Source organism: Dokdonella sp. (assembly GCF_035511235.1).
Lineage (GTDB): Bacteria > Pseudomonadota > Gammaproteobacteria > Xanthomonadales > Rhodanobacteraceae > Dokdonella.
In genome coordinates, this window is record NZ_DATKFQ010000002.1 from 103,666 (window position 1) to 124,488 (window position 20,823).

9 protein-coding genes are annotated in these 20,823 nt (G+C 69.1%); 1 reads left to right on the top strand and 8 read right to left on the bottom strand.

Annotated elements, in window-relative coordinates:
- Window positions 1–36: 36 nt before the first annotated feature.
- The 3 genes from VMR06_RS01040 to VMR06_RS01050 all read right to left on the bottom strand — a co-directional run bounded on the left by VMR06_RS01040 (window position 37) and on the right by VMR06_RS01050 (window position 7,892).
- A complete protein-coding gene (locus tag VMR06_RS01040) occupies window positions 37–2,454 on the bottom strand; it encodes an ADOP family duplicated permease (RefSeq protein WP_325372083.1) in 2,418 nt (805 codons plus the stop codon).
- Between the two features lie 527 nt (window positions 2,455–2,981).
- On the bottom strand, window positions 2,982–5,408 hold the full coding sequence (locus VMR06_RS01045; protein ID WP_325372108.1) for an ADOP family duplicated permease: 2,427 nt from the start codon (window positions 5,406–5,408) through the stop codon (window positions 2,982–2,984).
- 81 nt (window positions 5,409–5,489) lie between these two features.
- Window positions 5,490–7,892: an ABC transporter permease gene (locus tag VMR06_RS01050; RefSeq protein ID WP_325372085.1), complete on the bottom strand. Its 2,403-nt coding sequence runs from the start codon at window positions 7,890–7,892 to the stop codon at window positions 5,490–5,492.
- Window positions 7,893–8,132: 240 nt separating this feature from the next.
- Here VMR06_RS01050 and VMR06_RS01055 point away from each other — a divergent pair, with 240 nt between their 5' ends.
- Window positions 8,133–8,879, top strand: coding sequence for a hypothetical protein (locus tag VMR06_RS01055; RefSeq protein WP_325372087.1), 747 nt, complete (start codon window positions 8,133–8,135; stop codon window positions 8,877–8,879).
- Between the two features lie 63 nt (window positions 8,880–8,942).
- Here the strand turns inward: VMR06_RS01055 and VMR06_RS01060 are convergent, their stop codons facing one another.
- From VMR06_RS01060 to VMR06_RS01080, 5 genes are all read right to left on the bottom strand, one after another.
- On the bottom strand, window positions 8,943–10,022 hold the full coding sequence (locus VMR06_RS01060; protein ID WP_325372089.1) for a TraB/GumN family protein: 1,080 nt from the start codon (window positions 10,020–10,022) through the stop codon (window positions 8,943–8,945).
- Between the two features lie 127 nt (window positions 10,023–10,149).
- Window positions 10,150–12,591 (bottom strand): ADOP family duplicated permease, encoded by a 2,442-nt coding sequence (locus VMR06_RS01065; RefSeq protein WP_325372091.1) that lies wholly within the window; start codon window positions 12,589–12,591, stop codon window positions 10,150–10,152.
- A 390-nt stretch (window positions 12,592–12,981) separates the two neighbouring features.
- Entirely contained in the window at window positions 12,982–15,876 is a 2,895-nt protein-coding gene (locus VMR06_RS01070; RefSeq protein ID WP_325372092.1) for a hypothetical protein, read from the bottom strand.
- A 13-nt stretch (window positions 15,877–15,889) separates the two neighbouring features.
- On the bottom strand, window positions 15,890–16,819 hold the full coding sequence (locus tag VMR06_RS01075) for a hypothetical protein (RefSeq protein WP_325372094.1): 930 nt from the start codon (window positions 16,817–16,819) through the stop codon (window positions 15,890–15,892).
- 1 nt (window position 16,820) lies between these two features.
- On the bottom strand, window positions 16,821–20,606 hold the full coding sequence (locus tag VMR06_RS01080; protein WP_325372096.1) for an IPT/TIG domain-containing protein: 3,786 nt from the start codon (window positions 20,604–20,606) through the stop codon (window positions 16,821–16,823).
- Window positions 20,607–20,823 lie beyond the last annotated feature (217 nt).

Genomic DNA, 20,823 nt, shown 5'->3' on the forward strand with positions numbered 1-20,823 from the left:
TCGGTTACCGGGTTCGGGAAGGGAGGGGGTGTCGGATCATTCCTGCCGCAGCGCGACGACGGGATCGGTGGCCGCCGCGCGGCGCGCCGGCCATAGACAGGCGAGCAGGCCGATCGTGCCGAGCACCAGCGCGACGGCGGCGAGCGTGGGCAGGTCGAAGCTGCCGACCCGGTACAGCCGCGACGCCAGCAGCCGCGCGAACAGCCACGACAGCGGCAGGCCGAGCAGGACGCCGACACCGACCAGCAGCAGGCCCTGCGCGAGCACCTGGCGCAGCACGTGGCCGGCGCGCGCGCCGAGTGCGAGGCGCACGCCGAACTCCGGCACGCGCTGGCGCACCGTGTAGGCGAGCACCGCGTAGAGACCGACCGCCGCCAGCAGCAGCGCGGTCGCGCCGAGCAGGCCGAGCAGCGCGTTCAGGCGCGTGCGGTCCTTCAGCGTGGCGGCGACGCGCTCGTCGAGCGTGACGATCGGACCGAGCGCGTCCTTCGGCGCGATCTCCTCGCCGAGCGCCTTCAGCGGCGCGACCAGCGCGGCCGGATCGACCGTCGTGCGTACGGCGAGCGCCGCATACGGCGGCGCCGCGAACGGCTGATAGACCGCGACGCGATCGGCCACCTCGTCGAGCGAGCGCTGCTTGAGCGTCGGCGCGACGCCGACGATCGTGACCTCGCGATCCGGGCTTTCCGCGCCGGTGCCGACCTTGAAGCGCTGGCCGAGCGGATCGGCCTCGCCGAAATGCCGGCGCACGAACTGCTCGTCGACGACCGCGACCGGCGCGCCCGTGCGCACGTCCTCGGCGCTGAAGCCGCGTCCGCGCAGGATCGGCATGCCGAGCGCGGCGAAGTAGCCGTCGTCGACCTTCTGGTCGTAGGCGATCGGGCGGTCCTTGGCGTCGTCCTGGCCCGGCGCCGTATAGCTGGTCGTGGCGATGCTGTGGCCGAACGGGATCATGCTGCCGAGGCCGGCCGCGGCGACGCCCGGCAAGGCGCGCGTGCGCTCGACCAGCTCGGTCAGGCGCGCGGCGCGCAGCTCCGGCGTCGCGCCGGCCGGCACCAGGTCGAACAGGCCGACGTAGAGCAGATGGTCGCGTCGGAAGCCGACGTCCTCGGCCAGCAGGTTCTGCGTACTGCGCAGCAGCACGCCGATGCCGAACAGCAGCGCGACGGTCAGCGCGACCTGCGCGACGACCAGCGACTTGCGCGCGGTCTGCGCCGCGCCGCTGGCGGTCTGGCGCGATCCGCCGCGACGGATCATGTCGTTGAGATTGCCGCGCTGCACCGCCAGTCCGGCCAGCGCCAGCACGATGCACAGCGCAACCGCGAGCGCGGCCAGCAGCAGCAGGGTCGGCGCGTCGATGCCGATCGCCTGCGGCGTGCCGGTCGGCAGCAGGTCGTAATGGTGCAGCAGCGCGAGGCCGGCCGGCAGCAGCGCGCAGCCGAGCGCGACGCCGCATGCGCAGAGGAGCGCCGCCTCGATCAGCGCGGTACGCCCACGCTGCCACGGCGTCGCGCCGAGCGCGGCGGTCACCGCCGACTCCTGACGGCGGCCGAGGGCGCGCGCCAGGAACAGGTTGACGACGTTGGCGCCGGTGACCAGCCAGACCATCGACACCGCCAGCAGCATCAGCAGCAGCGCCTCGCGCCGCTCGCCGGTCCACAGCGCGCGGATCGGCTTGACCATCAGCTTGAGGCTGTCGCCGAACGCGCCGTCGAGCTCGGGCATCGCGCGCGCGATGCCGTTGAGCTCGTCGGCGACCGGCACCGGCTCGCTGCCGGCGCGCATCCGCGCCAGTGCCAGCGTGCCGTCGAAGCTGCCGGTGCGCGACCGCGCGCGCTGCTCGGCACTGAAGGCGAGCGGCATCCACAGGCGGATCTCGCTGTTCGGAAACACGAAGCCTTTCGGCAGCACGCCGATCACGCGGTAGTCCTGATCCTCCAGCCGCAGCGTGCGGCCGACGGCATCCCCGGCACCGGCGTAGCGCGTCTGCCACTCGTCCCAGGACAGCACGACGCTGCGCGCGGCGCCTTCGGCGACGTCCTCGCCGGCGAACAGGCGGCCGAGCGCCGGCTGCGCGCCGAGCAGGCCGAACACCTGCGGCTCGACCACGGCGACATCGAGCGAACCGGTGCGGCGGCCGGTCTCGTCGCGCAGGACCACGTTCTTCTCGCGCCAGGCCGCGATGCCGTCGAGGCCGCGCGCGGCCTGGGCGATCTCCTCGCGCAGCGGCGTCGACAGGCCGACGTCGAACGGAATGCCGAGGATGCGCGACTCGACGACGACGAGACGGTCCGCCTGCGGATACGGCAGCGGCTTGAAGAGCAGGCCGTAGACGACGCTGAACACGCAGGCCAGCGCGCCGAATGCGAGGCCGAGCAGCAGGATCGATACGGCACTGAAGCCGGGCGCACGCCACAGGCGGCGCAAGGTCTGGCGAAGAGCGGACGGGGTCATGGCATATCCGGACGAAGAATGGACGCCGCGAGCGGCGGCACGGACGGCGCGCGCGGGCCTGCGGCAGGGACGCGGCGGGACGTCGGCGGCGATATGGCGCGCATGCCGGCGACGGCGGCCGTCGCGTTCGCGGCGAGCGGCGGAAGCGGGAACCGGCAGGACCGGTGCGGAGCGGGGGAGCGGATCATCGGCACGGCGCAGACGGAGGACGACCCCTCGTCTCTGGCACGGAGCATGCCAGCCAAGAGCGATCGCCATCTCCCTGTTCGGGCTCGACTTTCCGGCACGAGCCTGGATCGGCGTGTCCGCTTTCGGTCAGGTCGCGGCTCGGATGCGGACACCGCGCAGAGGCCGCTCCAGCGATCGGATCGGCCGCGCACGGTCCGCCTCGGCTGCGTAGCGGCCGGATGGCGCGTGCCTCGCATGCGCGAGCGCCGGATCGCGGCGTCAGGCTCCCTTCCCGACCCGCGGCGGATGCAGGCCCGCCGGCAACGCAGGCGCGCCGACCCGGCGCGCCTGCGCCCGGCTCATTCCTGACGCAGGGCGACCACCGGATCGGTGCCGGCGGCGCGGCGCGCCGGCAGGTAGCAGGCGGCGATGCCGGTGACCGCGAGCAGCGCGGCGACGCCGGCCAGCGTGACCGGATCGAACGGACCGACGCCGAACAGCTGGCCGGCGATCAGATGCGTGGCCGCATAGGCCAGCGGACCGCCGACCAGCAGGCCCGCGCCGACCAGGGCCAGGCCCTGGCCGAGCACGCTGCGCACGATGCGGCCGCTGTCGGCACCGAGCGCCATGCGCACGCCGAACTCGCCCTGGCGCATGCGCACCGCATAGGCCAGCACCGCATACAGGCCGACGCAGGCCAGCACCAGCGCGCCGATGCCGAGCAGCTGCAGCAGCGCGTTGAGGCGCGTGCGCTCGACCAGCGATTCGGCGATGCGGCCGTCCATCGCGACGATCTGGCCGCGCGCGCCGTCCGGCGCGATCTCGTCGTAGAGCGCGCGCAGCGGCGCGGCCAGCGTCTGCGGCGGCACGCTCGTGCGCACGACCATGGCGGACCCGGCCGCGGCGGCGCGCGGCTGGTGGATCGTCGGATAGTCGGCGGTCTCGTCGAGCGCACGCTGCTTGGCGCTCGGCACGACGCCGACGATCGTCAGCTCCTGCATCGGCTGCTCGACGCCGTCGCGCGGCGGCTGACCGATCCTCAGCCGCGCGCCGACCGGATCGGTACCGGTCAGGTAGCGGTCGACGAAACGCTGATCGACGATCGCGACCGGCAGCCGGTTGCGGACCTCCTCTTCGGTGAACGCGCGGCCCTGTCGCAGCGTGACGCCGAGCGCCGCGAAGTAGCCTTCGTCGACGTAGGACTGGTACGCGGCCGGCTGCTGGTCTTCGGCACCGTCGTAGCCGGGCGGCGCGAAGTTCGACAGGTTCATGTTCTCGCCGAACGGCACCTGGCTGCCGGCACCGACCGCGACCACGCCGGGCAGGCCGCGCGTGCGTGCGATCAGCGTATCGAGGCGCGCCCGCGTCAACGCCGGATCGCTGCCGGACGGCGCCGGACGGCCGAGGCCGGCGTAGATCAGATGGGTGCGGTCGAAGCCGACGTCCTGCGCCAGCAGCCGCTGCGAGCTGCGCACGAGCAGGCCGACGCCGACCAGCAGGGCCGCGGTCAGCGCGATCTGGCCGACGATCAGCGTCTGCCGCGCGCGCTGCGCCGCACGGCTGCCGGTCTGGCGCGTGCTGCTGCTGCGGATCGCGGCGTGCAGATCGCCGCGGCGCAGCCACAGACTCGCCAGCGTCATCGCCAGCGCGACCAGCAGGGCCAGCGCAGCGGTCAGCGCCAGCGTCGCCGCATCCAGACCGATGATCTGCGGCGTGCCGTCGGGCACCAGCTCGAAGCGGCGCAACAGACCGAGCGCGACCGGCTGCAGGCCGATGCCGAGCGCCGTCGCCGCCGCGCACGGCAGCAGCGCCTCGACGAAGGCCTGGCCGGCCTGACGGCGGGCGCTGGCGCCGAGCGCGGCCTGCACGGCCAGCTCCTGACGGCGCGCCAGGGCGCGCGCGATCGCCAGATTGCACAGGTTGGCGGCGGTCACCAGCAGCACCAGCGCGACCGCGAGCAGCATCAGGCGCAAGGCCGGCGCGCTGTCGCCGATCCACATCGAGCGCAGCGGCTTGACTTCCATCGCGAACTGGTCGCCCTGGCCGAACGCCTCGGCGAGCCCCGGCATCGCGCGCGCCAGCGTCGTGACCTCCGCGGTCGCGGTCTCGGGCGTCGCATCGGCGGCCAGGCGCGCGATCGCATAGGTCGTGCCGAAATTGCCGCTGCGCTCGGGCGCGCGCTGCGCGGCGGTGAAGCCGAGCGGCAGCCACAGCCGCGTCGCGCGCTCCGGGAACGCATAGCCGCGCGGCAGCACGCCGATGATGCGGCGGTCCTGCCCGTCCAGGCGCACGGTCTTGCCGATCGCGTCCTCGGCGCCGGCATAGCGCTGCTGCCAGGTGTCCCAGCCGAGCACGACCACCGGCGGCGCGCCCTCGCGCGCATCGTCGGCGACGAACAGCCGGCCGAGCGCCGGCGTCGTGCCGAGCAGGCCGAACAGCGCCGGCTCCACGCGCGCGGCCTTCAGCGTCGCCTGGCGCGCGCCGGTCTCGTCCTCAAGCGAGAGGTAGGCCTGCTCGAACGCGGTCAGGTCGGTGACTGCGCGGCTGTCGCGCGCGATCGGCTCGATCATCGGCACCGACAGGCCGCCGTCGATGCCGAGGAAGCGCGCCCCGACCGTGACCAGTCCGTCCGCACCGGCGAACGGCAGCGGCTTGTACAGCAGGCCGTAAAGCACGCTGAACACGCCGCCGTTGGCGGCCAGTGCCAGACCGAGCAGCAGCACGACGGTCAGCGCATAACCGGGCGAGCGCAGCAGGCGGCGTGCCGAGAAGCGCAGTTCGGGCATCGTGATCACGGACATCTCCCTGAGCGGATGGAACGGATCGAGGCCGGCCGGCGCGCACGCCCCGCCACGCCGGCAGCGGCCTCAGTCATGCCGCAGCGCCTCGACCGGCGCGGTGCCGGCCGCACGGCGCGCCGGCAGGTAACAGGCCCAGGCCGCGATCGCGGCGACCAGCAGCGCCGCCGCGGCCCAGGTCGCCGGATCGGTGAAGGCCAGGCCGTGCAGGCGATCGGCGATCAGCCGGGCCAGCGGCAGGCCGGCCAGCACGCCGAGCACGGTGCCGAGCGCGATCAGGCGCGCGCCCTGCCCCATCACCAGACGGCCGACCCGTGACGGCGAGGCGCCGAGCGCCATCCGCACGCCGAGCTCGGCGGTGCGCCGGCGCACCGCGAAGCTCAGCACCGCGGCGAGGCCGAGGGCGGCCAGCAGCAGCGTCAGCAACGCGAACGCGCCGAGCGCCGCGAGCAGCGAGCGCTGCGCGGCCAGCGTCTCGCCGACCAGGGCGGCCAGCGGCCGGTTGACGCCGATGTCGGCGTCCGGTGCGAGTGTACGCACGCGCTGGCGCACGACCTCGGCCAGCGCGCCGACGTCGCCGTCGGTGCGCGTGACCAGCCAGAAGATCGGCAGCGGCGCGTCGGCGATCTGGTAGACCGTGGGCAGGTTGTCTTCTTCGTCGAGGCGCTCGTGCTTGACCGTGCGTGCGACGCCGACGATGCGTGCCGGCCGCGTCGCACCCTGCGCGTCGATCGGCACGTCGACCATCGCGCCGAGCGGATCGGCGCCGCGCAGATAGCGCTCGACCCAGAGCTCGTCGACGACGACCGGACCGGCCGCGCCGAGATCGGCCGCCTCGAAGCTGCGGCCGGCGACCAGGCCGATGCCGAGTGCCTCGAAATAGCCCGGCCCGACCTGGCGCGCGCGCGCCTGCACCGGATCGGGCTGGCCGCGCGTGCGGAAGCCCGAGACGGTCTCCCACTGGCTGAACGGCGGCGCCGTCGCGATCGCGACGCGGCTGACGCCCGGCAGGCTCGCGACCTCGGCGCGCAGGCGCTCGACCAGCGGCTGGTAGCGCGCCTCGTCGGTGGCCGGATCGTAGCGGCGGCCGCTGATGCTGACGCCGGCCGGGTCGACCGCGGTCAGCAGCACGCCTGTCGCGTCGAAGCCGCGGTCCACCTGCATCAGATTGATCGCGCTGCGCAGCAGCAGACCGGCGCCGCCGAGCAGGATCGTGGTCAGCATGACCTGGGCGACGATCATCGCCGGGCGCATGCGGCCCAGTCCGCTGACCGACGCGCGCGTCGACAGGCCGGTCGCGCGGCGCGAGACCGCGGCCGCGACCAGGCCGCTGCCGAGCGCGACGGCGGCGACGATGCCGCCGGCGACCAGCGCCGCCCAGCCGAAACCGGCGCCCTGCGGCAGCGCGCCGGGCAGGATCTCGTAGCGTCGCGCCAGCGCCAGACCGGCCGGCGTCAGCGCGAGGCCCGCGAGCAGGCCGAGCAGCACCGGCGGCGCCAGGTCGGCGACGATGCCGGCGGTGATCGCGCGCTCGCCGGCACCGATCGCGCGACGGATTTCGAACTCGCGCGCGCGGCCGAGCAGCCGGTCCAGATTGAGATTGACCAGATTGGCCGCGACCACCGCCATCAGCAGCAGCGCGGCCAGCTGCAGCAGCGCCAGCGCGCGCCAGTGGCCGGCCGCGTAGCGCTCGCGCCAGGGCCGCGCATCGGCGCGCAGGCCGGCGTTCTGCAGCAGGCCGGCCACGCTCGGGTCGGCGGCGAAGATCGCCTGCAACCGCTCGGCGGCCTGGGCGGTGCCGACGCCGGGCGCGAGCCGCGCGACGACGTCCAGATCGCCGACGTTGCCGCCGTCGGATTGGGCGCGTTCCTCGGCGCTCATCAGGTACGGCCGCCAGGCGTCGACCGAGGCATCCGGAAACACGAAGCCGGCCGGCATCACGCCGATCACGGTGTAGGCGCGATCCTCGAAGCGGACCGTGCCGCCGATCACGCCCGGATCGGCGCCGAACCGGGCGCGCCAGGCCGCATCGGACAGCACCAGCACCGCATCGGCGCCGGGCGCGAGGTCCGCATCCGCGTAGAGGCGGCCGAGCGCCGGCTGCACGCCGAGCACGCCGGACAGGTCCGGCGTGGTGCGCGCGATGCGCCAGCGCTGGCCGCCCTCGTCGACGCGCAGCTGCTGGGCCACGCGATAGCCGAGCGCAGCGGCGAAATGCGCGCTGTCCTCGGCCAGATGCACGCGCAGACGTTCGGTCAGACCGACCTCGAACCCGAACTTGACCAGGTCCGCGCGCAGCTCGACCAGCGCCTCGCCGTCGGCGTAAGGCAGCGCCTTCCAGCGCAAGGCGTGGATCGCGGTGAACGCGGTCGCGTTGACGGCGACCACGATCGCGACCAGCACGGCGACCATCAGCGCGAAGCCCGGCGCGCGGAACGCGCGGCGCAGCGGCTGCGGACATGGGAGCGGCATCGTCGGCACCCCGGATCGGAATATGAGCGCTTCCGGTTCAGCAGGGAACGTGCCAGCGCGGATGCCCGTCCATCACCTTGTATGTCAAGGCTTTGCGGACCGCCCGGGCGGCCGGCCCGATCGCCCCGTCCAGATCCGGACAGCCTCGGCCTCGAATGCGTACACCGGCCGGCCGCGATGTCCGACATCCGCGCGCATTCGCGTATCACCGTTCAGACACTCAGCCCGCGAGACGCCCGCATGTCCGCTCCCGCCACGACCCCGCTCAGCGGCCCGCAGATGCAGGCGCGGCGCCGGCATCTGTTCTTTCCGGCGATCGCGCTGCTGATGCTGGCGGCCGTCGTCACCGGCTTCTGGGGCACGCTGTTCCGGCCGGCCGAACCGCTGCGTCCCTACCTCGTCGTGCACGGTGCGATCCTCGCCGCCTGGTTCGGCCTGTTCGCGCTGCAGACGCTGCTGGTCGCCGCCGGTCGCACGGCCCTGCACCGCCGCCTCGGTGTGGCCGGCATCGGCCTGGCCGTCGCGGTGATCGCCAGCTCGCTGTACACGGTGGCGAACCTGCCGGCCAACTGGCGCCTGCAGGGCATCGACATCGAGGCGCAGCGCGGCCTGGTCGGGCTGGTGATATGGGGCGACTTCGGCGCCCTGGTCGCGTTCGCGGTACTGCTGACCCGGGCCGTGCTCGTGCGCCGCCGGTCCGATGCGCACAAGCGGCTGATGCTGCTGGCGATGTTCTCGATCCTGTCGCCGGCGCTGATCCGCCTCGCCGCGCTGCCGCCGTTCGCCGGCTTCGACGGCGTGGCGCTGACGATGCTCGGCCTGCTCGCGTTCGGCGTGACGCTGATCGTCTACGACCTGATCACGCTGCGCCGCGTGCACCGCGAGACGGCCTGGGGCGTGCCGTTCTTCCTCGTCGTGCACGTCGCGCCGGCGTTCGTGGTGCCCGGTACCGCGCTCGATCGCTGGGTCATGGGGCTGCTCGCCTAGCGAAGGCGCAGCGGGTGCGGACGCCGGCCCGGCGCCCGTGCGACGGTCCGCGCGCATCGGCCGCTACGGCGCCTCGACCTCGTAGCCGCGCGCGGCGAGCTTGGCGAGCAGGCCGTCGGGCTTGAGCACGTCGCCGATCGACAGCGTGCCGAAACTGGTCTCGTGCTCGCGCAGCGCCTGCTCGGCGGCGTCGAGCCAGGCCGCCTCGACTCGCGCCGGCAGATCGTCGATGCCGCGATCGCGCGCGAAGCGCGTCTGCGCGATCGCGTCGAAGCAGGTGCGCACCGGCGTGTCCTGCGGCATCGCGCGCAGCGTCTCGATGTCGCCGACGGCCCAGGCGTTGGCGCGCGCGGCCATCGTGCCGAGATCGGCCTCGAGCCGGTCGAGCACCTGGCGCAGACATTCGACGTCGTCCAGTTCCTCGGCCTTGAACGCCTTGATCGCCGCGCGCGGCTCCTGGATCTTGACCTTGACGTGGGTGTCGAGCTTGGCGATGCCGTGCCGCTTGATCGACTTGGAGACCACCTTGCCGATCTGGCCCGAATCGCTGAGCTTGCGCTTGTCGAGCGCCTCGCGGTACAGCTCGCCGGCTGCGAACAGCGGGCGCCATTTCTCGACCTTGCCGCTGCGGCCGATGTACTTGGCCTTGAGCACCGACCAGCGCGCGTAGAGCTCCGGCGGCAGGATCTCCTCGAGCGTGCGGCCGTCCGGGTTGTTGCGGATCTTGACCAGCGACGGCAGCAGCGCCAGGCGGCCGAAGAAGCCGACGTCGGCGTCCAGATCGACGCCGGGCGAGGACAGCACCACCTGCGAGCCGGCGATCGTCCGGTCGACGTCGTCGGCCAGCCAGGTCATGTCGCGCGGCAGCGGCGAGAGCGTGCCGAGGATCCACAGCACGTGGCTGCCGCGCGAGACGCGCCACAGACCCGGACCCGGCTGCACGCCGGTGACGACGATCGTGTCGAGACTGGCGATGTCGGAGGCGGCCGGTTCGGCCAGTTCGGCGGCTTGTGCCGGCTCCGATGCGGCCGCTGCGGTCGCCGGCGGGCCGGCCGGTTGCGCCGATGCGCAGGCCGTAGCGGCGAACAGACCGATCAGCAGCACACGCGCGGCGATCGGGAGACGAACCAGGAGACGGCGCATGCGGCTTTCCGGCGGCTTGGGGAGGGCGGGTCGCGCTGCGACCGGCGCCTATCGTAAACGGCCGGCGTGACCAGCGGCAGCCGTGCCCGCCGGACCAGGCGGCCGGCGGCACGCACCGCCGGCCGCCTCATTCGTCGCGCAGCGCCACCAGCGGATCGACGCGCAATGCGCGCCGCGTCGGCAGCACGGCGGCCAGCACCAGCACCAGGGCCAGCACGAGGACGACCGCGGCGTAGACGCCCGGATCGTTCTGCGCGCCCGGCATCATGACGCCGCCGAGCAGCTGCGCGAACGCCAGCGCCAGCGGCACGCCGATCAGCAGGCCGGTCAGCACCTGGCGGCCGCCGCGGCGCAGCGTCATCGCGACGATGGTGCCGGCCGGCGCGCCGAGCGCGCGGCGCACGCCGATCTCGCGCGTGCGCCGCGTGGTCTCGAACGCCAGCACCGCATAGACCCCGGCCGCGGTCAGCAGCAGCGCGAACAGCGCGAACGCGCCGAACAGGTGGGCGAGGATGTCCGGCCCCCACATCAGGCCGGCGCGCCAGGCCTCCATCGGACGCAGCCAGTACACCGGCAGGTTGGCGTCCACCGAGGTCACCGCCGCGCGCGCCGCCTCGGCGAGCGCCTGCGGGTCGCCGTCGCTGCGCAGCGCGAAGCTGACGATGTTGCTCGGCGCCTGCGCCAGCGGCCGGAACAGGTTGCCGTCGCTGCGGCTGCCGGCCGGCGTCGCGCTGGTCTCGATGTAGTCGGCCTGCACGCTGTCGGCGACCACGCCGACGATCGTCAGCCACGGCGATTCGGGATTCTTCGGATCGACGCGCAGGCGCTCGCCGATCGCGCTGCGATCCGGGAACGCGGTCGCGGCCAGGCCGGCGCTGACGATCGCCACGTCCGGCGCATCGGCGCCGTCGCGCGCGTCGAACATGCGGCCCTCGCGCAGGACGATGCCGAATGCGTCGAAGTAGCCGGCGGTCACGCTGGACGCCCAGACCTGCGGGCGCTGGTTGTCCTCGGCGTACGCATCGGCCGGGCGCTCGTAGCGCTCGCGGCCGTAGCCCATCAGCGGCAGCGAGGTGCCGAAGCCGACCGCATCGACGCCCGGCAGCTCGGCCAGGCGCGGCTGCAAGGCATCGGTCAGGCGCAGTCGCGCGGCCTCGTCCGGGTAGTCCGCGTCGAACATCGCGATGCGGCCGGTCAGTACGCCGTCGGTCTGGATGCCGAGCGGCGTACGCTGCGCGTCGAGCGCGCTGCGGATCGACACGCCGGCGCAGACCAGAAGGATCACGCACAGCGCGACCTCGCCGGCCACCAGCCAGCGGCCGAGCCGGCCGCGGCCGCCGATGCTGCCGGCGCCGCCCTGGCGCAGGCAGGTCTGCACGTCGACGCGGCCGGCCCGCAGCGCCGGCGCCAGGCCGGCCAGCACGGTCGCCAGCAATGCGATGCCGGCGGTGAAGATCAGATCGCGCGGATCGACGCGGTAGTCGATCCAGTACGGCAGCTGCGTGCCGCTCGGCGAGGCGTCCATCGCGTCGCGCATGAACCAGCTCGCGAATTCCGCGCCGGCATAGCCGAGCGCCGTCGCGGCCAGCGCGATCGCGAACGTCTCGGTCAGCACCTGCACGATCAGCCGGCCGCGGCTGGCACCGAGCGCGGCGCGCACGGCCAGTTCGCGCGTGCGCGCGGCGAAGCGCGCGATCACCAGACTGGCGACGTTCGCGCAGGCGATCAGCAGTACCAGCAGCACGGCGATGAACATCGTCTTGGTCGCCTCGACGATCTGCCCGGGCACGAACTGCTCGGAGAACGACCGCATCCGCGCCTTGTCGCCGCGCAGCGGCTCGCCGCGCTCGGCCGCCAGCGCGGTCATCGCGGTATCGAAATCGGCGCGCGCCTGCGCCATCGAGACGCCCTCGGCCAGCCGGCCGAAGGTCTGCAGCCGCGCATACGAATCCGCCGCAGCGGCGCGATCGGTCACGATCGGCAGCCAGATCCGCTCGGCCGACGGGAACGCGAAGTCGCGCGGCATCACGCCGACGATCCGCGTCGGCACGCCGTTGACGCGCAGGCTGCGGCCGATCACGGCCGGATCGGAATTGAACTGCAGCTCCCAGGTGCGATACGCGATCAGCGCGACCGGCTCGGCGCCGGCCGCCGCGTCGGCCGCCGCGAAATCCCGCCCCATGACCGGCCGCACGCCGAGCGTGCCGAGCGCATCGACGCTGAGCCAGGCCCCGGACAGCCGCTCAGCCGGACCGGCCAGACCGCCGATGTTGGCGGTGCCGACCCAGTAGGCTTCCAGCGAAGAAAGCGTCTTCTGACGCTCGCGCAGATCGAGCCAGTCCACGGTCGGCAGCGCGAGGTTACGCTGCGTGTTGCGGCTGTCGGTATAGCTGAACGCGACCAGCCGGTCGGCCTGCGCGAACGGCAAGGGTTTCAACACCATCGCGTTGAGGCTGCCGAACATGAAGATCGACAGCCCGATGCCGACCGCCAGCATCAGCACGGCGACCGCGGTGAAGGCCGGACTGCGCAGCAGCGCGCGCAGGGCGAAACGGATGTCACGGGTCATGCGGGGCTCCCCTCTCGCGTGGCGCGGCGCCAGCGGCCGGTCGGTACGTGTCTGGCATGACGCAAGTTCCGCGCCAAGGCGATCAGCGCGCCATCGCGGTATCGCGTAATGCGCCAGCGTTCGGAAGCGGACGGGAGTGTCCGCTTCCGGCCTGCGATCTGCGCATCCGGTGATGAGCGGTGCGCCACATCAAGGCAGCGGCAGAGAGCTGGCAGCCGATCCCACACAAGTCCTCAGCGCCGGTCTGCAGCGCGTACACCGTCGACCATCCGGCCGCCCACATCGAACCGCCATACGTTCGCTTCGCTGCCATCTGAGACGACGCCGGCTTGGAGATGGCTCCTGAAGCCGGGGCGATTCAGCTCGGGTGGGGCGTTTCTCAACAGCCTGCTAGCCACCGCTTCCTTCTGGCTCCGGGCCACCAGCGCGTTGTGGAATCACGGTCGGCAATGTTCTACGCGACGGGCCGTCCGTCTTCGCGGCCGACTGCTCCGCGAAGTGCGTCTCGCATAGTGGGTGAGGCAGGCCAGAGAACGATGCCGTCAGCGCTCTTGGAATACCGGGTGCCGAAGCGCTACCGAGCGGCGGCGTGAGGGCAGCGGCCTCCGCGAAATTGAAGAGCCACCAGCTGCCGGTGAAGTACTGGTAGTACAGCGTGAGGTCCAGGCCGAGCGTCGTGCCACGGCCGTAGTACCACGGCGTACTGACGAAACTGTTGGTGTACTCCTCGCTCCATTGGCGGGGAAACGTTATTGGCCCCGCTGCTGCACGCGCCACAGTGGATCCGCCAGCAAACTTCGCAACCGTCCCAAGCTGAACCTCCTCCCTGTCAGTCAGGAATGCAACGCGCGCGAACTCCGCCGGTGCTAGCTGCGCCGGTAGCGGGAGATGACCGATCAGCTGATGCCCGAAGCAGATCGAAAGGTCTTCCAGCGCAACCGCCTCAGCCACTTCCGGTCCCGGCGGATCGGGCACGTTCTCCGGTCGCAGCCACTGGTCCTCGTAGAGGTACCAGTCGGTATGATTCCACGATGTGAAGTACTGCGGCTCGACGAGGTCCAGGGCACCGACGGCAATACCGTCGTGCTCCTCGCCGAGCTGTCCACGATAGGCCACCTGCAGGAACAGGTCTGTCGCATTGACCGGAATGGGATCGTCGCCGAAATCGAACTCCAGCAATGCACTGTCGTGCTCGCAATCGCCGGCCGCGCCGGTGTTGATGTTGCCGACGTTCGCGCACGGGTTGGTCGCCCCAGGCAACGGCCCGGGCAGACCGCCATAAGCGTCGATGTAAACTGGCTTGGACACCGAAATCTCGGGCACGTTGGACCGCGTCTGCTCCGGCTGGCAACCAGACGGCACAAACGGATCTTGCGATGTGAAATCGGGATTAAGCGAGGCGACGTACTCGCCAGAAAGATCGTTCCGATAGCACGGATTGCGGTGATAACGTGCGATCGCCACGAGCATGCCGGTCGCGTGGCCGTTGTCGTCAACGCCGCCTTTCATCGTTTGGGGCACGACGCGCCCGCTGCCCGACTCCGTAAGTCGTCCGTTCTCATCACCCGTGCTATTGCGCGCTCTCACGCGGATTGCCGTGAAGCCAAACGTCCTATCGCTGCCGTCGTTCAGAATTGGCACGCCGTCGAGCACGGTGTGCGGCGTACCCTGGTCGAGAACGCCATACAGGCCATCCGGGGGCGCTGACAGCGTCATCCGACCACGGAAAAGGAAATCGATCATACCCGCGCTGTAGGCGATCGCGCGCGGGATGCCCAGATTGCCCATCGTCTCCAGTTCCTCCAAGCCAATCGCGTAGCGGGGCGCCATGGGCGTGCCGAGAATGTCCTGGACCAGTCCCAAGGCGCTCTCAGTAACGAGCGGCGGCGCCGCGAGCGGTGGTGCGCCGACCGCCGGCAGCTCATCCACGTAGCCCGGAGCCACTGTATCGAGCACGGTACGTGTCCAATGAGCGCAGCGAGCGGTAAGTCGATCAGCGATCGGCACGCTGAGCCGGCACGGCGCGTTCGATTTAACGTAGCCTTGCGACTCATCGATGGGGATGGGCGGCTGAGGAAATCCGTTACCGGACAGATCTGGCAATGTGCCCGCCGTGAAGAATCCCCGGTTCGTGTAGTCCATCAAACCGTGCCTTGACAGTGTGGATACCTCCGGGCCCTCGCCCTGCTGTCGAGTGGTGAAGAAGCGAACCGGCGTGGAGAACATTGGCGTCGGGTAGGCACCGAGTTCAGGCGGAGGTGGGCGCACCCTTTCATCGAGTCTGAAGAACCCGGCCAAGTAGCTGTTCTCATATCCAGGAACTGACGCGTTAGGCGCGATCGTGACCCTTCTATTGGTGTAATACTCATACACCTGTTGCGCCTGCGAGGTGACATACGGAGCATGAGCATCAGCGCGGACATGCTGAGGCTGCGCGCCATCTTGCAACAGGTGCACAACGTCGCCAACTGACCTGAACGCCGTTGCCCAGCGGAAGAGCCGATTCTTGGCATCAGCAGTACGCGCTGCACTGGTGTACGGAAGCGTCGCTGCACCACGCTGGTCTGTCAGAGCCAACCACATGTTGTGGCGCACATCTGCGTAGCTGAAGTGATTGCGCCGCGTCGCGTCGTAAACTGGTACCGCAGCGAAACTATCCAGCACGCCGAGGGCCCAATCGACCGATTTCGACTCGAATGCACCGCCGTGTGCCAGGGATGCATCATGGACCGGGTCGTAGAAGTGGTTGAAGACTCGCATGATGTTTCCATGCGGATCAGTGTCAGGTAAGCGGACTTCACAACTTGATTTCTGTGAGTAGAACGGATCTCGAACGTCGTCCTCACGAATCGCTCCACGGATCAGCCAGTTCTGTATCGAGAGATCAGCACTGACATTGTCAAGCCCGTCGCCCGTCCCGAACCAGCCGACGTTTTGTAGCGTCTCCATCTGGCAGGCTTCGTATCGCTGGGGTAACCGCACGAAGGTGGTCACTGACGGATAAGCCGGAGGGTACGCGTAAGGCTGCGCGACAGGCGTGTTATCGAAATATCCAGTCTCGGATTGAACAGTGAACCACCCGGGAGCAAAAGGATGTTCCAAAGGAAGACGATCCAGACCGAAAGCGCGACGAGTCGACGCAGGTCCCTCGCCTGCAATCGTGGATCTTAGATATGCGTTGTACGTGATCAGCCCGTGCGTCTCCGTCTCAAATGCTGTCGCAGCCCTCGAAGCGCCGAGAGCCAAGAAAAACGCGACCGCCAACTGCTTGATGTACGTACGCATATCGCTCCCTCCATCAATTGATAGCTGGCTTGGCTGAAAACGCCTCAAACCTCGTCACGATCTTCAATGGCGGACGCTCGGCGCCGGGCCCCCTGCATTCGTGCCCCTCTGCTACGTAGCGGTACGACTCACAGACATCGCCAGCCGTCAAAACTGCATCCTTCCCCTTTTTTTGGCGGATTCGCTTCATTCCGATCGATGACGCACAGTCCATGAACGAGAAACGCTTGGCTTCTTCGGCCAGCACCTTATCCGACGGCAGCTCGCAGATATGCCTTCTCACGGAAGCCTTCATCTCACTCAAGACCAGCATGAGTACTTCCGAGGTTGCTTGCTCGTTTTGGAGGCACCTAACTTGTGCCGCTAACGAACCGGTTTGTGCGATATAGGCCTCTGCCGATACATCCGAAGTCGCTGGATCGACGCGCTCCATCTCGACCGGGGGGACGCGGTACATCTGCCCATCCTTCACGTATGGCGAAACGCGAACGACGCTCGGCACCGGACGTTTCAAGATCAGGTCTGCCATACGGTCAAGATCATCCTTCACGGCATAGCCGTCCTTGTAGTACAGCAGGATCGAACCGTAGCTCTGGCTGAAGCCCGGCAGCATCCGCCAAAGCAGACGGTCGGCAACATCTATGTCCCTCGATGCGTCGGGAATGACGTATTCCCCGTTGGCGTCCGTCCGGACGATCTTTTGGTGCACGCAGCCGTGCCCGATCTGCACAGGTGTCACAGACTCCATTTCATAGTTTGCGACGACCACGACATCCGCAATTCCCTGCCCAGTTTGTGCATCCACAACCCGACCTCGCTTCTCTGAAAGTGTCACGGGGAAGCGGTACGGTTGAATCAGCACCAGAAAGAGATAGAGCAACCCGAAAGCCGCAACGACCGACAAAAGCCATTGCATCCACCGCGCGACACGCGCCTTCGTCACGTCACATCTCCAGAATTCGCCACACGCCATCAGCGCCTTGCATGAGGCGCAGCGGATAGCCTGTGCGTGTTTCGTCGGGCTGATCGCGAATCAACATCAGATCTGCCACATCCCCGGAGAACTGACCATCCGCAACGGTACCAAGTCGCTGGGCGAGCTCCGGCATTTGCGTTCCAGTGGAAGTGAACAGGTCCAGATACTCTGTCCGGTGGTCCGGATGGAACGCATCGGCCGCGCCGATCACGTCCTGGGCCGCCAAGCGGCCTCGAAGATACCCATAGATGTCGCAAAGCATGCTGCGCTGGGCGACCCGGTCCCGGACCAGAATGTAGCGATAGGCCACGATTTCGCTGTGATTGATGTCGACCCTGGCGCGGTATAGACCTGGACGCGGGAACGTGTAGGCGTTGGGAGCGCCATCCAGCGTCGCGCCGCGATACTCCGCAAGACCGTCGCCATTGAGATCCAGCCCGATGTTGGAGACCGTCACGCCGCTCGGTAGGTGGTCGAGGTCCATGCGGTAGACGGCCTGGAACGGGCCGAATCCAACTTGCCCCACCAGGTCCACGGCTTCGATCGCAAGCGGGGCGGGGTCTGCACTGCCTTGTATGGTCACGCTGGCAGTCGCCGTGCTCCCGGTCATCGTGGTCGCGACGACTTCGAGAGTATTGGTGCCGATCTCGACCGGAACGGCCACTGCCAGGAACTGCCCGTTGGCCGTGGCGGCCACGACGCCGTTCACGGTGATGCCGGTATTGACCGGCCCCTGGAACGTGCCGGCGACATCGACCGATCGGCCATTGACGGTACTGGCGGCCATCGGTGAAGTCACCTCGACGCCAACTGGACCGCTGCCGTTGATGGAGCGCTCCAGCCCCAGTGAGGGAACACCGCCGCTCAGCTGTGCGACAGGGACGAATCCGGCTTGCGGCGGATAGTCGGCGTCCGGGTCGAACCCGCACAGTTCCGTGCCGGGAGGCAAGGGTACGGCGCCGCCGGGGGAACTGACCGATTGGGTCACGGGTTCCGACCATGCGGTCGCATAGTTGTAGTCGCCGGGGAAGTAGGCCCTGATGGTGCGAGTGCCCGCCGTGGGCGAGCCGAGCGCGCAGCCGCCGCCGGAGAGCTCAGTGAATTGGTTGCCGTACGAGCAGTTGTTCACGCCGTCGGTGATGCGCACATAGCCGATCGGCGGCAGCGAAGTGCTCGAGTTGCCTGAAACATTGGCGATCGTGAAGAACACGAACGATCCCTGTCCGGCCTGCGCGGTTTCGGGCACCATGTTGCCGATCTCGATGACGGCCTTGTTGTAGGCGATGCGGTGCTGGAACGTCGCCGAGGACACCTCGCCGTAAGCGGCGTCGCCCATATACGCCGCCGACAGCAGCACGCTATTGGGCGAGCTGTGTGGGGCGAACAGGCGACACCCACTCTGCGGCAGCGTGAACGTGCAGCTGACCTGATTGGTCAGATCGGTGACGGTGACCGTTCCGGTCGGTGCCGGATCGGCAGGGAACGGCTTGGTCAGCGTGACGGTCGCAGTATAGAAGCTGCCGGAGAGCGCCACCGGCGGATCGACGTTCGAGATGATGATCGAGGGCACCGGAAGCACGGTGAAGTCCCCGGGACTTTCCGCCGTCGACTCGGACACATGCACCGTCACCGGCCCGCTCGTCGCACCGGCCGGCACCGTCGCGACGATCTCATCGTCCGTGCTGCTCGTCACCACGGCGGCGATGCCGTTGAAGTACACCTCCGGCACGATGGCCGAGTCCTGTTTCAGGTCGGAGCCGATGATCCGGACGGTAGCGCCTACCGGACCGCGATCGGGGTCGAGACTCGTGATGATCGGATCGACCGTCCCGATGACCGCGAATGGCGGGCTGGTCACCGACGTCAGCACATCGCCCGATGTCGCCGTCAGGACCAGCTGTGCCGCGGACTGTCGTGTATCGATGACCAGACCGCGCGCCAGGCAATAGCTTCTGCCGGCCGGTATCGTGCAGCCCGACCCGCCGCTCAGTGTGCCGAGCGTGCCCGGCGCCAGCGCGACGCCGACGGCCGTCGGTGTCACGACGTTCGCGGCGCCACCGGCATGATGCGCCTGCACGATGACCTCGAACGGCACATCGACGTAGGCGTCCGCGAACACGGCCTCATGCTGTCGCCGGGCAACTCCAAGGCGATCGGCCGGGACGGTGTTGACCACGAGAAGCCGGCCTGGTCCGCTGAGGAGCGAAGTGCCCAGAACCGACCAGTCCTGCCGGTCGAGAATGCTCAGGGTACCGAGCGAATTCACCGTGATGAGGTGGTCACCGCCGGTGTTGGTCATCATGCTCCCGAGTCGGTCGTCCGGGATCGTCGACGTCGACAATACAAGCTGCTCGTGTAGATCGATGACGGAAAGCTCGCCACCGGATGCCGACACATAGGCTTCCGACTCGCCAGGGCCTAGAAGCACGTGCCCCGCATAGTCGGGCAGCTGGAGATTCCAACGTTGGCTGCCGGTCGCCGGGTCGAGCGCATAGAGTTTACGGTTCGGGTAGGTCTGGTCTCCAAGCACGTAGAGCGGGTCACCATCGATACCCAGTATGGTGCTCACCGACGATAGTCCGGAATCGACGAAGTAGGTTTTTATGACGCTGAATGCACTCGCATCGAACAGCTTGACCTGAGCGTACTCTGCAAAATACAAATGCCCGCTTGCCGGGTCCTGGACGAAGTTAAGGTTCTCCATGCCCACCATCGGGCGGCTGTCGATCAACGCCCCTGTCGCCATGTCGATTCGGGCAAAGTGCAAGGTCGTGGCGCCGCCGGACCGATAGTAGACGACATACAGCCGGTTCGCTGCCGTATCGCGTACGCTGCTGTAAGTGAACCCATATGCGACCCCGATGCCGGGATCGATCGAAGCCGTGACCGTGTTCGTTGCGAGATCGATCACGGTCACGTGATAACCGCATAGGACGTATAGAAAGCTGCCTGACGTGTCCAAATGCAGACTTTTGGGATTGATGCCGGTAGCAACCGTGGCGAGAACCGTGTGCGTGGCCGTGTCAATCACTGAGACGCTGCTATCCCCTTCGTTGATGACGTAGACCCGAGTGCCGGACGGATTGGCAATCAACTCCCTGGGTATCCGACCCGTCGCGATCGCGGCGATGGGCTGGCCGGAGCCCGTATCGATCACGAGCACGCCACCACTATCCTGGTACTCGCCCGGGCCTGCATAGATCAGTTCGCTGCTCGTGGTCGTCTGTGGCACTGTGACGACGAAGTTCGCCCATGACACGACTGAGTAGCTGTAGGCGTCTACCGTGATCGGACCTGTGGTGACACCGGCCGGCACGGTTACCACCAGCTCGGTGGCCGATGCCGAGACGACGGTCGCAGTGACGCCGTTGAACTTGACCTGGTTCGCGGCCGGCGTCTCGCCGAAGTTGACGCCGCGAATCGTCACGGAATCCCCCACGACCCCGCCGGGCGAGAAGCTCTCGATCCGGGGCTCAGCACGGAAGATGCCACTGCTGGTAGCGGTCTGACCGTTGACCGTGACGGTAATGGGGCCGCTGATGGCCTCATACGGGACAGATACGTTCAGACGCGTAGCCGTCATCGTGCTGATTGACGCCTGCCCCCCGTTGAAGGAGACCACGACGTCCTCGGCACTCGTTCCGAAACCCGTCCCATTGATCCGAACCATTGTGTCCGGCGCGCCCCGGGTGGGGGTGAACGAGGTGATGGTCACAGCCGATGCAGAGGCCGACCAGCCCAGCAGGCAGATCATGAGCCATGCGAGGACACGCGCAGCTGATGCGGCAATCCTCCCGGCTCGGCGGCCCCGGCTGCACGGGCCAGGCACCATCATGAAGTATCGGGGGCGCGCGGCTCGCCGCACTGAGCTTCCTGCTGCGCACCGCAGCTCCATGCCGCCGCCTGGACCGTTGCCCATCCTGTCCTCCTGTTCCAGTCCCGAAAACCACAGGGAATCGACTGCCCTACTG

Coding starts and splice junctions, on each gene's coding strand:
- VMR06_RS01070 (WP_325372092.1), bottom strand. CDS start 15,876: ATGCGTACGTACATCAAGCAGTTGGCGGTCGCGTTTTTCTTGGCTCTC.
- VMR06_RS01080 (WP_325372096.1), bottom strand. CDS start 20,606: ATGATCTGCCTGCTGGGCTGGTCGGCCTCTGCATCGGCTGTGACCATC.
- VMR06_RS01040 (WP_325372083.1), bottom strand. CDS start 2,454: ATGACCCCGTCCGCTCTTCGCCAGACCTTGCGCCGCCTGTGGCGTGCG.
- VMR06_RS01050 (WP_325372085.1), bottom strand. CDS start 7,892: ATGCCGCTCCCATGTCCGCAGCCGCTGCGCCGCGCGTTCCGCGCGCCG.
- VMR06_RS01055 (WP_325372087.1), top strand. CDS start 8,133: ATGTCCGCTCCCGCCACGACCCCGCTCAGCGGCCCGCAGATGCAGGCG.
- VMR06_RS01045 (WP_325372108.1), bottom strand. CDS start 5,408: ATGCCCGAACTGCGCTTCTCGGCACGCCGCCTGCTGCGCTCGCCCGGT.
- VMR06_RS01060 (WP_325372089.1), bottom strand. CDS start 10,022: ATGCGCCGTCTCCTGGTTCGTCTCCCGATCGCCGCGCGTGTGCTGCTG.
- VMR06_RS01065 (WP_325372091.1), bottom strand. CDS start 12,591: ATGACCCGTGACATCCGTTTCGCCCTGCGCGCGCTGCTGCGCAGTCCG.